Raw genomic sequence first — 15529 nt, 5'->3', positions numbered from 1 at the left:
ATATTGTAAGCAACCGACCCACCCTCAAAACGATCAATAAACCACAACCGCCGCTGAGCAAAAGACAACGGAACCATCACACCTCAACTCCTCGAAAATTCTCTGCGACAGGACGGCTAGTGGTCCGCAGCATGGCGCGCAATGAATTCGGCCATTTCTGCCACCGTGGGGTTCTCATACAGGTCCTGGGTGGGGACACGGACGCCCAGATCATCGTCGACCATGGCCAGCAGGCGCGTGGCGCGGAGTGAATTTCCTCCCAGTTCGAAGAAGGAATCGTCACGGCCGATCACCGGACGGTCCAGAGCGGTGGACCAGATGGCCGCGAGCCGGCGCTCGCCAGGGGTGGCCGGGGCCGTGTACGGGCGGCGTTTCCGGTGGGGGGCGGCGTCCAGGAGTAGGCGGACGGTGTCGACCTCTCCCCGGGTGTTCCTCGGGATGCGGGGCAGCTCCACCAGCCGTACGGGCAGCGGGCAGTCGGTCAGTGCTGTCTCGATGGCGCTGCGCACCTTTTCGGAGCCGGCATCCTGCGGGCGGGTGGTGTACGCAATGACGATGCTGTTGACTCCGAGCCGGTCCGCCGCCAGCTGCTCGACTATCGCGGGGTTGGCCGGGTCCAGGCCGATGAGCAGGTAGTGGTGTGGAGTGGCGCAGGCGGCGAGGAACTGGCGTAGGCCGTCCTCCGGTTCGATGGTGCGGAAGCCGTGGGAGCGGGCGGCCTCCGTGGGTTGGTCGCGGTTCATGCCGACGTCGTTCCACATGCTCCAGGCCAGGCACTGGACGGCGCGGCCGCGTTCGTGGTGCCAGTGGTCGGCGAAGCCGGTGAGGAAGGTGTTGGCCGTGGCGTATGCGCCGAAGGCGTGCCCGCCGAACTCGCCGTTGACGGAGCCGAAGAGCATCAGTGAGGCGTCGGGCCGGGAGTCGAGCAGTTTCGCGATGGCGAGCGTTCCGGCGACCTTCGGCCGGTACTGGGCGGCGAAGGTCCGCATGCTCTCGTTGGCCAGGGTGTGCTGTTCGAGTTCGGTCCACTGGGCGGTGGGATCGGCGCCCGCCAGATGGAGGACGCCGTCGAGGGGCCTGCCCGCCCAGCGCGCCTCGGCCGCGCTCACGGCCACTTCCAGGGCCTCCTCGTCGGCGATGTCGAGCTGTTCGTAGACGACGTCACCGAGTGCGGCGAGTTCGGCCAGGCGCTCCGCCTTCTCCCCCTCGGCGGCCGAGCGGCCGACCAGGAGCAGCCTGACTCCGTAGGTGGCGACGAGGTAGCCGGCGAGGTTGTGTGCGATGCCGCCGAGTCCTCCGGTGACGAGGTAGCAGCCGTTCGGGGTGACGGGTTGTGCGGCGGCGGTGTTCTCGTCGGCGGGCACCGGGGAGAGCTTGGGCTGTCGGCGTCGTCCTTGTCGGGCGGCCACGATTCCTTGGGTTGCCCGGTCGGTGAGTTCGTCGCGCAGTGCCGCCGGCCAGTCTGCGCGGTCGGCCGGGAGGTCGAGCAGGCGGATCGTGGGCATGTCGGTTTCGCTGATGGCGGTCCTGATCAGACCGGGGAGTGCGCAGGTGCCGAGGTCGACCCGGTCGCCCGGTTGCGTGTGCACCGCGCCGGAGGTGAGGACGAGTACGAGCGGTCGGCCGTAGGTGCCGTCGGACAGTGCCCCGAGCAGTGCGATCAGTTCCGCGGTCGCCGTGTGGAGTCTGTCGGGGACGGTGCCGGAGACGGACAGGGGCAGTGCGAAGACGACGGTGGAGATCTCGCCGTACCGCTCCGTCACGGAGCGGAGGAGGCGGTGGGCCTGGGCTCGGTCGTCGGTGGCGAGGGCGAACTCGCCGTCGTTCTTCTCCGTGTAGGTGGTGCCGCGCCGTACGGTGAGCCGGGGGTGGCCGAGGCCCAGGCTGTGCTGGTCCTCGTCCGTGGCGAAGATCAGCTGTGGGCCGTCGGGGTCGGGTGTGGTGCCGGTGGGCGGGGCCGGGGGCAGTTCGGTCCACTGGCGGCTGAAGAGCCAGGTTTCGTCGGTGGGTTCGGAGTGGGTACGGATCGCCCGGTCGGCGTAGGCTCCGGCGGTCAGCGCGGTGACCAGGGCGGAGCGTTGGATCTTACCGTTGCCGGTTTTGGGGAACTCGCCCTCGGTGAGGGGGATCAGCAGGTCGGGGGCGATCCCGGCCTCGCGTCCCAGCGTGGTCCGTACGGCGTCGGCGGTGCGGGTGATGGCCGCGGTGTCCCAGGTGTGCGGTACGAAGAAGACGGCGAGTTGTTCGGAGCCGTCGGGTTCTCTCACCCCGACGGCGGCCGTGAAGGTGACGCGGACGCCGTCGGCTCGTTCGACGACGCTCTCGATCTCATGCGCCAGGTAGTTGACGCCTCGGACGATGATCTGGTCCTTCTTGCGTCCCGCGATGACGACTTCGCCGTCGTGTACGAAGGCGAGGTCCCCGGTGCGGAACCAGCCCTCGTCGTCGTAGGACTCCTTGTTGGCCTCGGTGTTGGCGAAGTAGCCGCTCATCATCGTGCTGCCGTGGATGCGCAGTTCGCCCATCCGGTTCTCCGGGAGGACCGTGCCGTTGTCGTCCACCACGCGCAGCCGGACGCCGGGGATGGGACTGCCGACGGTGGAGAGCACGGCGGCGCCCGGTGTCTGCGGTGTCACGTGGCGGATTGCGCCGCTCAGTGACGACGGGTCGACGGCCACCGTGCCCTTGCTCCGGTCGTCTCGGTGCTGGGTGGTGTAGGTGACGCCGGAGCAGGTCTCGGACATGCCCCACACCGGGCGCATGGCGTCGGGGGGCAGACCGTGCGGGGCGAGCAGATCGAGGAAGCGGTGACTCGTCGCCGCGACGACGGGTTCGCCGGCGTTGGTGATCTCGTGCAGGCGGGAGAGGTCCCAGTGGCGTGTCCGGATCTCCTCGGCGCACTCGTTGACCATGGCGAAGGCGAAGTTCGGGGCCCAGGTGCTGGTCGCGCGGTACCGGTCCGCCCAGTCGAGCCACAGCAACGGGTCGGAGAGGAAGTGTTCGATCTTCGCGTTGACGTGCAGGCAGCGCAAGAACACGTCCCGCACGTTGTACATGGCCACGGTGACGTGGTCGAACGGCATCCAGATGAGGCTCACGTCGTCGCTGCCCAGGCCGCAATGCCGAGCCACCGCCCAGGACCGTGCGGTCACACTGGCGTTGGTGTGCCGGACGCACTTGGGTACGCCGGAGCTGCCCGAGGTGAGCAGGTTGAGGACCGGGGAGTCGGGTGTCGTGGGGAACCACGTGGTGTCGGGTGGGGAGGCGGCCAGTTCGTCCACGGTCAGGATCCGGACCGATGGTTCGTTCCAGAGCTGCCGCACCGCCGCCAGGGGCGCGGCCGTGGCGGAGTCGGTGAGCAGTACCGGCCGCCCCAGCAGGTGCCAGGCGTTGTGGAGTCTGCGGTTCGTCTCGTTCGGTACCTCGTAGGTCGGGGCGACCTTGACCGGTGTGGGTACGAATCCGCCCAGCACGCAGGCCCAGAAGGCGGTGAGGTAGCCGCGGTTGTCGTCGAACTGGAAGAGGACGGCATCGCCGGGGTGCAGGCCGGCCGCGCGGAGACCGCCGAGTACGCGCTGCGCGGCGTCCAGGAGGGCCGGGTAGCTCTGGAAGACGTCGTCGTGTCCCTTGACGACGAAGATCGTGCCTTTGTCGGGGGCCAGTTCGGCGGCGGCACGGAGGGCTTCCTGGAGCGTGGCCGGGGCGCCGTCCGGGAGGTGGAGCGGGCCTCCGTCCAGTTCGGCCGCAGGGCCGGTGGCGGGTGCCGCCTGGGCCGGTTGTGGCCGTGGCCGGTCGGGTTGGGGCGGTGCCACGGCTTGCTTGAGGCCCCGGTGGGCCACGGCGGCGGCGTCGGCGACGCCGGGGATGTTCCTGAGTGCGGTCGTGATGCCGTCGACCAGGTCCTGGCCGGCGGTCTCGAAGGCCGTCATGCGATGCCCCCGCTCGTCGTGGTGGCCAGCGCGGTGCGGCCGATCAGCCCGATCACGTCCCCGGGCTGGTCGAGGAAGTAGAAGTGGCCGCCGGGGTAGAAGTGGACGTGGAAGTCCGCGTTCGTGTGGCGGCGCCACAGGTCGACGGTGTGCCTGCTGGTGCGCGGGTCGGATTCGCCGGCCAGCACGACGATGGGGCAGTCCAGGGGGGCTTCGGGGGCCGGACGGTGGCGTTCCCACAGCGCGAAGTCGGCGCGCAGGACGGGCAGCAGGGAGCCCATGACGTAGTCGTCCTCGGCGATCTCCGGGTCGATTCCGCCCAGTTGGAGCACCGCGCTGCGGAACTCGTCCTCGGGCAGGGCGTGCAGCAGGGGGACGCCTGTGGCTTCGGGCGCGGGCTGCGCGGAGAGGAAGAGCGTTCGCGGTCCCGGACGGCCCTGGGTCCGCAGTGCCTTGGCCAGTTCGTGCGCGAGGGCGGCTCCGCAGGAGTGGCCGAAGAACGAGAACGGCACGTCGAACACGGGACGCAGGGCGTGGCCGAGTACCTGGACGAGCGGTGCCACTTCGGTGAACGGCCGCTCCGCTATGCGGCTCTGGCGCCCCGGGAGTTGCACGGCCACCAGCTCGATCTGCGGCGGGAGCAGGGGTGCCCAGTCGGCGTAGGCCGTCGCGCCCGCGCCCGCGTGCGGGAAGCAGATCAGCCGGTGGCGGGGCGCGGCCTGGCGGGCGCGCCATATGTACGGGGTCTCGGGGACGAGTTCCGCGGTCTGCGCCGTCATGGGTTACTCCTCGGTCATCCTGCGCAGCCGCGGACCGCTCGGGGTGGCGAGCTCGTCCCAACGCGCGGACAGTTCGGCAATGGTCGGGTACTCGAAGACGGACTGGAGCGAGATCTGCATGCCGAGTTCGGTCCGGAGGCGGCCGATGAAGCGGGTCGCCAGCAGCGAGTTCCCCCCGTGTGCGAAGAAGTTGTCGTCGATGCCGATGTCGGGGGCGTCGAGGACCTGGGCGAAGAGCCTGCACAGCAGCTCCTCGTGCGCCGTGCGCGGAGCCCTCCGTCGTACGACGGCCTCGGCCAGGCGCCGGTGGTCGAGCCGGCCGGTCGCGGTCCGTGGCAGCGTGTCCAGCCGGCGCACGGTGTGGGGGAGGAACCGGGACGGCAGCCGGCCGGCGAGGTGCGCGTGCAGGGACTGCTCGGTGTGCGCGGCTCCGGGGGCGGTGACCACATAGGCGGTGGCGCCAGTTTCGTCGGGTACGACGGCTGCCTCGGCGACGCCGGGGAGTGCGCGCAGGACCGCAGCCGCCGTGCGGGCGAGGAGCGGTGCCGAGTCGTCCGGCCGGGGCGGCTCGCCGTCGGCCGTACGGCGTCCTCGTCGGCCCGTGCGATACATCCACGATCCCGGTGGCCCGAACGGGTCGGGGACGAAGCGCTGGGCGGTGAGTGCGGGCCGGCCGTGTGCACCGCGGGCGAAGTCACCGGCGAGGTACACCTCGCCCACCGCACCGTCCGGGACCTGGGTGAGGGAGGCGCTCAGCAGCCGGATGCCGGCCGGGTCCGCGGGGACCGAGGGGACGTCCGCCCGCCAGTGGACGGTTCGGCCGGCGCACAGCGCGAGGACCAGGTCCATGGGCGGTCCGGCCGGTCCGAGCACCACCGGCCCGGCCGGTTCCCGTGCGAACCGCGCGGCCTGGGCTGCCGCGCCGGCGTGCGTGACGGCGATGCCCCAGGGGGCTCCGGTGTCGTCCGGACGGTAGTCGAGGTAGGCCAGGTGGCCGGGCAGCGGTCGGCCGACCCGGTCCGGGTCGTCCGGGGGCTCCGCGGTCGGAGCGCCGTCTTCCGGGTCGGCCGCGCCGGCCGCTTCCGCCGTCATGGCGATGGACGGCAGGTCGTGCCAGAGCAGGTCGTGGTCGGTCCGGTCGTGGATCACCAGTCGGGGCGCGGCGTCACGGAGGACGGCCTGAGCCCAGGGTTGCGGGTCCTCCGGGTCGAGACACAGGCAGCATGCCCCGGCTTTCCACACGGCGAGCAGGGCGGCCGCCCGTCGCTCCGGCGCGGCGCAGCAGACGGCGATCACGTCGTCGTATCCGACGCCGTGTGTGATGAGGTCGCGTGCGAGGCGATGCGCCGTGCGGTTCAGCTGCTGCCGGCCGGCCTGGCTGTCTTCGGCCACGAGTGCTCTGTCCGCCGGGCTTTCCGCGACGTGTTGGTCGAACATCGCGGGTGCGAGGACGCCGTCCCCGGTGCCGGGGGCGGGCCCCGTGCCGGAGGCGGGTGCTTCGGCGAGTGCGCCGACGCTGGTGCCGGGGGCGGCGGTGATGCTGCGGAGCAGCTGGTGGAGCCGGGTGGCGAGCGCGTCGGCGGTCTGCCGGTCGAATGCGGCGAGCCGGTACTGGAGGCGGAGCCGTAGGTGGGGTTCCTGGTCGGCGAGCAGGACGAGGGAGTAGTGGGAGCCTGCGCTCGCCCGGAATTCCGTCACGGCCACGCCGGCCGCCTTGGCCGCCTCGTCGATCGCACCCTGGTCGACGGGATACGACTGGAAGACCACGAGCGTGTCGAACAGCGCCGGGAGCCCGGTCGCCTCGTGGATGTCGGGCAGCCCCGCGTGGTGGTGCTCCAGCAGGGCGGCCTGCGCCGTCTGGAGCCGCTGGGCCACCGTGGCGAGGGTCTGCCAGGGGGTGCAGCGGACCCGTACCGGGACGGTGTTGATGAGCAGGCCGACCATCTGTTCGACGCCGGGCAGTTGGGGCGGGCGCCCGGAGACCGTCGTACCGAAGACGACGTCCGAGCTGCCGGTGCGTTCGTGGAGCAGGAGCGCCCAGGCCGTCTGGACGACGCTGTTGAGCGTGGTGCCCAGTTCCGCGGCGCGCCGGGCGAGCGCCTCCGCATCCTCGGCCGTAAGCGGTATCCCGGTTTCGGCGTGTCCGGCGGAGGCGGCGGTGGTCTGCTCCGGTGCCGCGAGGGTCGGCTCCTGCACGCCTTCCAGTGCCCCTGCGTGGGCGAGCACCGACTGCTGTGCGTCCTGGCCGGCCAGCCAGGAGAGGAAGTCCTTGAACGCCGGGGCGGGCGGCAGTGCGGTGGTGTCGTCGGAGCCGTAGAGGCGCAGCAGGTCGTTCAGCAGGAGGGGTTCCGACCAGCCGTCGAACAGGGCGTGGTTCGCGGTCAGTACGAGTGCGGTGCGGCTGTCGCCGTACCGGACGAGGGTCAGGCGCAGCAGCGGCGGGGCGGACAGGTCGAAGGGGGCCGACCGGTCCTCGATGACGAAGCGTTCGAACTCTTCGTCGGTGAGCGCGAGTTCGCGCCAGGGCAGCTCGGCCCGGCGGACGACGAGTTGCACCATGTCCCCGTTGGCGCCGGGGACGAAGGCGGCGCGGAGGACGGGGTGCCGGTCGAGCAGGGCCTGTCCCGCCGCCCGCATCCGTGAGGCGTCGATGGGCCCCTCCAGCCGGATCACCAACTGCGCCTGATAGGCGTCCGGCTGGCTGCCCGCGAGCAGGGAGTGGTGGAGCAGGCCGGACTGGAGGGGGCCCAGCGGCCAGATGTCCTCGAGGCCGGGGTAACGCTGCTCCCAGCCTTCGATCTCGTCCTGGGTGACGGACACCAGTGGGACGTCCGACGGGGTGAGTCCGCCGGCGCCCCGGCCGGTGACGTGCGCGACCAGTCCGTGCAGGGCCGCGCTCCACAGGTCCGCCAGCTCGCGCACATCGTGCGGCGCGAGCACTCCGGTGGGAGCGCCGAAGACGGCGCTGAGCCGCGGCCCCGCGGGGGTGTCCGTGACGATGGCGTTGATGTCGAGTTCACAGAGGGCGGGCATGGCCGGGTCCTGCCCGGCGTCCAGCTCGGCGAGTTCCGTGAACTCGCCGGTCTCGCTGCTCAGCTGCCAGCCCGCCGCGTCCGGTCCGGCGGACGTGCCGGTGCTCGGGAAGCGCCCCAGGTAGTTGAAGCCGACCTGTCCCAGGGGGTGGGTGCGCAGCACGTCGGCGGTGTGGTCGTTCAGGTGGCGCAGCAGTCCGAAGCCGAGGCCCTTGCCGGGGACGGCGGCCAGCTGTTCCTTGACCCGCTTGAGCGCGGTGCCCGCGGCCGGGCCGCCGGCGAGGGCCTCGGCGAGGTCGATCCCGGACAGGTCGAGGCGGACGGGGAACACGCTGGTGAACCAGCCCACCGTGCGCGCCAGGTCGGAGCCGGGCACGGCGGTCTCCTCGCGGCCGTGGCCTTCGAGCCGCAGCAGCAGCGACGGTTCGCGGACGCCCCGGTCGGCACGCCACGTGGCGACGGCGAGCGCGAGTCCCAGGAGCAGGCCGTCGTTGACGCCGGTGCGGAAGGCGGCCGGCACGGTGGTGAGGAGGGCCTGCGTGGCCGTCACGGGCAGGGTGACCCTGGTCTTCTCCACGGTCGCCGTCACATCGACGGCCGGGTCGAGCCGGCGGGTGCCCAGCAGCGGGTCGGTGCCCTCCAGCACCGACTGCCAGAAGGCCAGTTCGGCGACCTGCCCGGGCTCGGCGGCACGGGCGACGAGCGCTTGTGCCCAGCGTCGTGCGGAGGTGGTGACGGGCGGCAGGCCGGGCGTGGTTCCGGTCCGCACCTGGTCCCAGGCCGCCGCCAGGTCGGGGACGAGGATCCGCCAGGACACACCGTCGACGACGAGATGGTGCAGTGCCACCAGCAGCCGTCCCGGGCCGGCGGGCGGGTCGAACCAGACGAACTGTGCGACCACTCCGGCGGCCGGTTCCAGTCGTCCGGCGGCGGCGTCCAGCTCGGCCAGGAGGAGCCGGCGCCAGTCGTCGCCGGCCCAGGGCCCGGCGTAGGGGACGCGCCGGACCAGTGGGTCCACGGGGACCGTGCCGGGGGCGGTGACCTGCAGGCCGTCGCCGTGCAGGCGGGCGCGCAGCAGGTCGTGGCGGTCGAGGACGGCGGTGAGGGTCGCGACGAGGCCGCCGCGGTCGATGGCGGGCGGCAAGGTCAGCACGACCGCCTGGAGGAAGCGGTCGAATCCGGAGCCCTGCTCACGGACCCAGTGCGCCACCGGCATCAGTGGCAGGTACCCGACTCCGCCGCCGTCGGGCTCGGCGGAGGGAGGTCCGGCGGTGGCGGCCGCGCGGTTGCGGGCGGCCGCGGCGGCCATGGCGGCCACGGTCCGGTGTTCGAAGACGTCCCGTGAACTGATCGGCAGACCGCGGGCTCTGGCCCGGGACACCACGAGGATGGACTGGATGCTGTCCCCGCCCAGCGCCAGGAAGTCGTCGTCGGCACCGACGCCGGCCACCCCGAGCACCTCGGCGACGATCTCCGCCAGGGCCTCCTCGTCGGCGCCGCCGGGGGCCCGGAAGGCGCGGTCGGTCCGGGCGGGCGCGGGCAGGGCGGCGCGGTCCAGTTTGCCGTTCGCGGTCAGCGGCAGCCGGTCGATCACCATGAGGTCCGCGGGGACCATGAAGGCGGGGAGCCGGGCTGACAGGAAGTCCCGCAGCCGGCCGGGAGTGGCGCCCTGCCCGGTTCCGCCGGCCGGGACGACGTACCCGACGAGCCGCCGGGAGGTGCCGGTGCCGCCGTCCTCGCGGGCGATCACCGCCGCCTGCGCCACGTCCGGGTGGGTGAGCAGGACCGCCTCGATCTCGCCCGGTTCGATGCGGTAGCCGCGGACCTTGACCTGTGTGTCGACGCGGCCGCGGTACACCAGCGTGCCGTCCGCCGCGCCGACCACGACATCGCCGGTGCGGTACATGCGGTCGCCGGCGGGCCCGAACGGGCAGGCGACGAACCGCTCGGCGGTCTGTGCCGACCGGTGGGTGTAGCCGCGGGCCAGTCCCACGCCCGCGACGTACAGCTCCCCCTGGGTTCCCGGCGCCACCGGCCGCAGTTTCTCGTCGAGCACATAGGCGCGCATGGAGTCCATGGGGACGCCGATGGGGATGTCGGCGCCGATCCCCCGGGCCGGGTCGACGCGGTGGCTGGTGGCGAAGACCGTGGTTTCGGTGGGGCCGTATCCGTTGACGACGGTCACGTCCGGGCACGTGTCCAGGAGCCGCTGGACGGTCTGCGGTGAGACGCGCTCGCCTCCGGCCCACACCTCACGCAGTCCGGCGAGGCAGTGGGTGTCCTCCTCGACGAGCAGGGTGAACAGGGCGCTGGTCAGCCAGACGGAGCTGACGCCCTGCTCCGCGATCGCCCGGGCCAGCCGCTCGGGGGTCAGGTCCGGTGCCGTGTCGACGACGACCCGCCTGCCGTTGAGCAGGGTCACCCACAGCTCGTAGACGGAGGCGTCGAAGGCGAGCGGGGAGTGCAGCAGTACGCGTTCGTGTCCGCCGTCGCGCCACCGGGAGTCGAGCGCCAGGGCGGCCACGTCCCGGTGCGTCACCCCGATGCCCTTGGGCGTACCGGTCGATCCGGATGTGTACATCACGTAGGCGAGCTGTTCGGGGTGGACCGCGGGCAGGGGCCGTACGTCGGGTACGTCGGGTACGTCGGGGCGCTCGGGGGCCGCGAGGTCCGCCAGCGCCAGGCGCGGGCATGTCCCGGGCAGGCCGGGCCGCTCGCCGCTGTCGGTCAGCAGCAGCACCGGACACGCGTCCCGCAGCATGAACTCCATGCGTTCGGTGGGGTAGTCGGGGTCCATCGGGAGATACGCGGCACCGGCTTTCAGTACGGCCAGCAGGGCGACCGGCAGTTCCGGCGACCTCGGGTGCACCACGGCCACGACGGATTCGGGTCCCACTCCTCGCCGGAGCAGTTCCCGCGCCAGCCGGTCCGACGCCTCGTCCAGATCGCGATAGGTCCGCGTGATTCCGTCACAGGCCACCGCGATGGCATTCGGGGCCGAGGCCGCCTGCCGCTCGAACATTCCCGGGACGGTCTCCTCGGAAATGGCGGCATCTCGATCCGCGCATTCGTGCGGTATTCGGTTGCGCTCCGCTGGAATGTGCAACGCCCATCACCCCGCTCGAATAAGTGGACCGGAGAGCCGGTTCGCGTCGGACGGACTTTCCCGGTTCAAGGCGGGCGGCCAACGGCCTGCCACACGCCGACATCGTCCGGAGATGGGGCTGCGATCCGCGCCGGCCACGCCGACGTGCCCCCGCGACGACATCCACCTTCACGCTCTGGGCAGCGCCGGGTCAAGCACACATACGCGGGTGACTCGCACCGGGCTTTGTCCCGTCACCGGGACATCGAATGGAACGGTGAGAACGCGTCCACCCGGCCGTGAAACCGGTGCGCGGGCGGCTCCCGCGACCCACTGTCAGTCCAGCTTGACACTCGCCACCGTGTCAGCCTAGCCTGACAAACGTGGAAGCCAAAGATCTGTCAGAGCAGCTGAGAGCATCCGACCCCGAGGTCGCACTGCGGGCAGTCGGCGCCCTGCGCCGGCTCGCCGAGCAGGTCGAGGCGGGGGCCGTGGCCCGGGCCCGGTCGCAGGGATGGTCCTGGGAGCAAATCGGTGACGCGCTGGGCGTGTCACGCCAGTCCGTACACGCCAAATACGGGAAGTGAGACGACAGTGTTCGAACAGTTTGGACCGGACGCCAAGGCGGTTGTCTCCGCCGCGGTGGAGGAAGCCCAACTGCGGGGCGACCGCCGTATCGGCACGGAACACCTCCTGCTGGGAGTGCTGCACCATGCCTCCTCGCCGGCGGTACGGTCGCTCGGGGTCGATCTGGCGACCGCACGGGAGGCCCTGGCCGCACTCGACCAGACCGCGCTGGCGGCGATCGGCATCGACGTCCAGGGGGTGGAGCGCTCCCCCGTGCCGCCCTCCCGCAAGCGCACCCCGCTCAGCTCGGGCGCACGTGCCGTCTTCCCGCGCGCCCTCGTCGAGGTACGACAGCGCGGCAGCCGGCGCGTCACGCCGGAGGACCTGCTGCTGGCGCTGCTCGGCTGCGAACCGCCGGACCCTGCGGCCGAGTTGATGACCCAGCTGGGCATCGACCGCGCGGCTGTCCGCGACACCCTCCGCCGGACCGCCGCATGACGCACCGCCGGCTCGAGCCGGCGGTGCCCGAAGACCGAAGGGAGCGATGATGACCACGGCCGAAGCCGTGATCGACGTCGAGGGACTGCGGATGCGCTACGGCCACACCGACGTCCTGCACGATGTGAACTTCACGGTGAAGCGCGGAGAGACCCTCTGCCTGCTCGGGCCGAACGGCGCGGGCAAGACGAGCACCATCGAGATCCTGGAAGGCTTCCGGATGCGCTCCGCCGGCCGGGTCGCCGTCCTCGGCACCGATCCGGCGCACGCCGACGAGAACTGGCGCGCCAAGGTGGGAGTGGTGCTCCAGTCGTGGCGGGACCACGCGAAGTGGCGGGTGCGTGAACTGCTGAACCATCTGGGCTCGTACTACGCCCCCTACGCCACCGCGACGGTCCTACGCCCCTGGGACACCGACGAACTGATCGCGGCCGTGGGTCTGACCGCGCAGGCGGACATGAAGATCCGCACCCTCTCCGGTGGCCAGCGGCGCCGGCTGGACGTGGCGATCGGCCTGGTCGGCCGTCCGGAACTGCTCTTCCTCGACGAGCCCACCGCCGGCCTCGACCCGATCGCCCGGCGGGAGTTCCACAACCTCGTGGAGCGGGTCTCCCAGGAGGGCGAGACGACGATCCTCCTGACCACCCACGACCTGTACGAGGCCGACAAGCTGGCCGACCGGATCATGATCCTGGACCGGGGCCGGATCATCGCAGACGGCACCTCCGAACAGCTCGCCCAGCAGATCGTGGGCGAGGACGAGGTGCGGTGGAGCCACGACGGACGCCACTTCGTCCGGTCGACCACCGAGTCGACCAAGTTCGTCTTCGACCTCTTCCGCCGGCACGGGGAGGAGATCACCGATCTGGAGGTCCACAAGGCCTCTCTGGAGGACACGTATCTCGCTCTCGTGCACCGCGCCGAATCGGGCCGGCCGCAGGAGGAGACGGGCGGCGAACTGGAGGAGGTGGCCTGATGAATCCGACGACGACGGCGCTGCGCGCGGGATGGTCCCGCGGTGTCATCGAGTTACGGCAGTCGTTCACGAACGGCGGCGACCTGTGGGGCCACTTCTTCTGGCCCGTCCTCATGCTCGTGGTCACCTTCTTCATGCGCCATGTGCACTTCGGGGACAGCGGGTTCCTGCTGGGCACCCTCGTCCTGCCGAGCATCCTCGGCATGAACGCGTCGATGGCGCTGGTCACCATGAGCCAGCAGCTCACCGCCGACCGGGAGGACGGCACCCTCCTGCGGGCCAAGGCGACCCCCAACGGCATGGTGGGCTATCTCATCGGCAAGATCCTCTCCGTCTCCGGCGGTCTGATCGCCGACCTCGCGGTCTTCCTGATCCCCGGGATGTTCATCGTCACCGGCCTCGCGATCGGCGACGCGAACTCCTGGCTGGTCCTGGCCGGCATCCTGCTCCTCGGCCTGGTCGCCACCCTGCCGGCCGGCGCCGTACTGGGCTCGGTGTTCACGAACAGCCGTAGCCAGGGACTGGTCACGCTGCCGGTGCTCGCCCTGATCGCGATCTCCGGGATCTTCTACCCCATCACCTCGATGCCGGGCTGGGTCCAGGGAATCGCCCAGGTGTTCCCGATCTACTGGCTCGGCCTGGGCATGCGTTCGGCGCTGCTGCCGGACAGCGCGGTCACGGTGGAGATCGGCGACTCCTGGCGCCATCTGGAGACCGTGGCGGTCCTCGGGATCTGGGCCGTCGTCGGCCTGGCCGTGGCGCCGGTCGTCCTCCGGCGGATGGCGCGTGGCGAGTCCGGGTCGAGCGTGGCGGACCGGCGCGAGCGAGCGCTCCAGCGGGTCGCCTGAACCCTGTGCACCGCGCGCACAGGTGCGTTCCGGACCGCAGCCGCGGTCCGGAACGCACCTGTGTCCTGCGCGGTCCTCAGATGTCCGCCGGAACGGGCAGACCGTGCTCGGCGGCCTCCCTGAGGATCTTCTCGCGGTCCCGCCACCGCGACCAGAAGGCGCCCTTGTAGCCGAGTGCCACCAGGTTGGTCAGGAAGGGGTTGTCGGCATAGTTGTTGTCGTGCTGGGTCAGTCCCGGCGCGGTGGGCAGCATGACCCGCGGATAGTCGGACTCGGGAATGTAGTCCCACATGAAGCTCAGGGTGTTCATCCACCGGCCGGCGGGGTCCCCGAGGGTCCTGGGGTCCTCCGGCAGGTCCGGGGAGAAGTAGTAGAGCGGCCGGAAGTCCCCGGACTCCTCGAACATGAACTGCCGTTCGTAGGCGACCGGGTTGTCGCACTGCTCGGCGGTGCGCAGGATGATCGGCCGGGTGGCGGTGTTGGACTGGACGCCCGGCACGACCCGGGTTCCGGCGCTCAGCTCGGCACAGTGCATGCCCAGCGGTGAGTAGGGGAAGATGCGCAGCCCGAGCGTGAAACCGACGACGGTCGCATCGAGTTCCATGGTGCGGTCGACGCACTCGCGCAGCGTGTCGATGGTCTCGCCCGGCATCCCCAGCAGGACCTCGATCATGCACAGCATGCCGTGCTTACGGGTGAGTTCCACGACGTTCTCGAGGTCTTCGAACCCGTAGTAGCGGGTGCCGTGCTGGGTGACCTTCCAGCCGTCCAGCAGGTCTTCCCTGACGTGGTCGGGGGCCACGTTCACCCCGGCGCAGCCCGCGTCGGCGAGCAGCTCGGCCAGCTCGTCGTCGAAGGGTGCCGGCTGCGAGTAGATCCACAGCCGCAGGTTGTGCAGCGGGGAGCCGGCGTCGGCGCGTTTGCGGCGCACGATCTCCCGCAGGAGCGCCTTGCTGTTGGCGATCGCCAGGTTGAACTCGCTGTCCGTGCTGTGCAGATCGTGCACGCCCTGAGAGGTGAGCAGCTCCATCTCGTCGACGACCGAACTCACCGAGCGCAGTGCGAAGCGGTTGCCCTTGGCATCCGGCTCCACGCAGTGGGAGCACCGGAAGGGGCAGCCGTTCTTGGTCAGGATGTTGCCCAGGCCGCCGCGCCGGTAGTACTCGAAGTTGTCGACCTTGAGGCGGTCCCCCGAGCGCCGCCGGTAGGCGGTGTCGCGGTTGACCTGCCAGACGCGGCTTTCGCCGTGACCGGCGATGCCGAGCAGACCGCCGCGCTCGGCGGCCTTGTCCTCGACCGGCACCCGTTCGACCTGGCCTCCCCCGCGGTTGATGAGAAGGCCGGGGATGTCGGTGACAGGTGTGCCGTTGACGAGAGCGTCGGCGAGCCGGGTGATGATCACCTCGCCGGGGCCCTTGACCCCGTAGTCGATGCCGAAGTAGTCGACCGCCGCGAACGGCATGGAGGAGAACCCGACACCGCCCGCGATGACGGGAGCCGAGGTCAGTCTGCGTATGCCGTCGATGATCTCCTTGTGCTCTCCGAGGAACACCTTCTGTTCCTGCGGATAGATGGTGTCGGTGTTCCGGATCGTCACCCCGACCAGGACGGGCCGGCGGTCGCGGAAGTACTCGGTCAGGGCGCGTTCCCAGTCGTCACGCCGGAAGGTGAGGTCAACCACCTCGACATCGAAGCCCGCCTGTTCGAGCGAGGTGGTCAGGATGTCGAGGGCGTAGGGGGTGATGGCGGGATGGATGCGGTTGGGGTTGACCAGCGTCACAAGCCTGTCACTCAACGTTGCGGTCCTTTCACGCA

General features: G+C 71.0%; 8 protein-coding genes. 4 read left to right on the top strand and 4 right to left on the bottom strand.

Annotated features, from left to right (window positions below; all coding sequences use genetic code 11):
* Nucleotides 1–116: 116 nt before the first annotated feature.
* Genes ACZ7DL_RS38065 through ACZ7DL_RS38055 form a run of 3 tightly spaced genes read right to left on the bottom strand, consistent with a single transcriptional unit; the run spans nt 117 to nt 10762 of the window.
* Nucleotides 117–3929, bottom strand: coding sequence for an SDR family NAD(P)-dependent oxidoreductase (locus tag ACZ7DL_RS38065; protein ID WP_470781533.1), 3813 nt, complete (start codon nt 3927–3929; stop codon nt 117–119).
* The gene (locus tag ACZ7DL_RS38060; RefSeq protein WP_470781531.1) at nt 3926–4708 is read right to left on the bottom strand and encodes a thioesterase II family protein; all 783 of its coding nucleotides are present in this window, start codon (nt 4706–4708) and stop codon (nt 3926–3928) included. Before ACZ7DL_RS38060 ends, ACZ7DL_RS38065 begins: the two co-directional genes overlap by 4 nt.
* 3 nt (nt 4709–4711) lie before the next feature.
* Nucleotides 4712–10762: an amino acid adenylation domain-containing protein gene (locus ACZ7DL_RS38055; protein ID WP_470781529.1), complete on the bottom strand. Its 6051-nt coding sequence runs from the start codon at nt 10760–10762 to the stop codon at nt 4712–4714.
* 446 nt (nt 10763–11208) lie between these two features.
* Between ACZ7DL_RS38055 and ACZ7DL_RS38050 the strand changes: the two genes are divergently transcribed.
* From ACZ7DL_RS38050 to ACZ7DL_RS38035, 4 genes are read left to right on the top strand one after another with little or no spacing between them, the layout of a single operon-like run.
* Nucleotides 11209–11412 carry a helix-turn-helix domain-containing protein gene (locus ACZ7DL_RS38050; RefSeq protein WP_470781527.1) on the top strand — a complete coding sequence of 68 codons (204 nt, stop codon included), beginning with the start codon at nt 11209–11211 and terminating at the stop codon, nt 11410–11412.
* 7 nt (nt 11413–11419) lie between these two features.
* On the top strand, nt 11420–11890 hold the full coding sequence (locus tag ACZ7DL_RS38045; RefSeq protein WP_470781525.1) for a Clp protease N-terminal domain-containing protein: 471 nt from the start codon (nt 11420–11422) through the stop codon (nt 11888–11890).
* Nucleotides 11891–11939: 49 nt separating this feature from the next.
* On the top strand, nt 11940–12866 hold the full coding sequence (locus ACZ7DL_RS38040; protein WP_470781524.1) for an ABC transporter ATP-binding protein: 927 nt from the start codon (nt 11940–11942) through the stop codon (nt 12864–12866).
* Nucleotides 12866–13714 carry an ABC transporter permease gene (locus ACZ7DL_RS38035; protein ID WP_470781523.1) on the top strand — a complete coding sequence of 283 codons (849 nt, stop codon included), beginning with the start codon at nt 12866–12868 and terminating at the stop codon, nt 13712–13714. Before ACZ7DL_RS38040 ends, ACZ7DL_RS38035 begins: the two co-directional genes overlap by 1 nt.
* A gap of 76 nt (nt 13715–13790) precedes the next feature.
* On the opposite strand, the gene tsrT is transcribed toward ACZ7DL_RS38035, so the two are convergent.
* Entirely contained in the window at nt 13791–15509 is a 1719-nt protein-coding gene (gene tsrT, locus ACZ7DL_RS38030; protein ID WP_470781521.1) for a tryptophan 2-C-methyltransferase, read from the bottom strand.
* Nucleotides 15510–15529: the final 20 nt, after the last annotated feature.

The organism is Streptomyces sp. NPDC036984, assembly GCF_055607665.1.
Note: the sequence above shows the minus strand (reverse complement) of the source record. Positions and strands in the feature narration are given on the sequence as shown.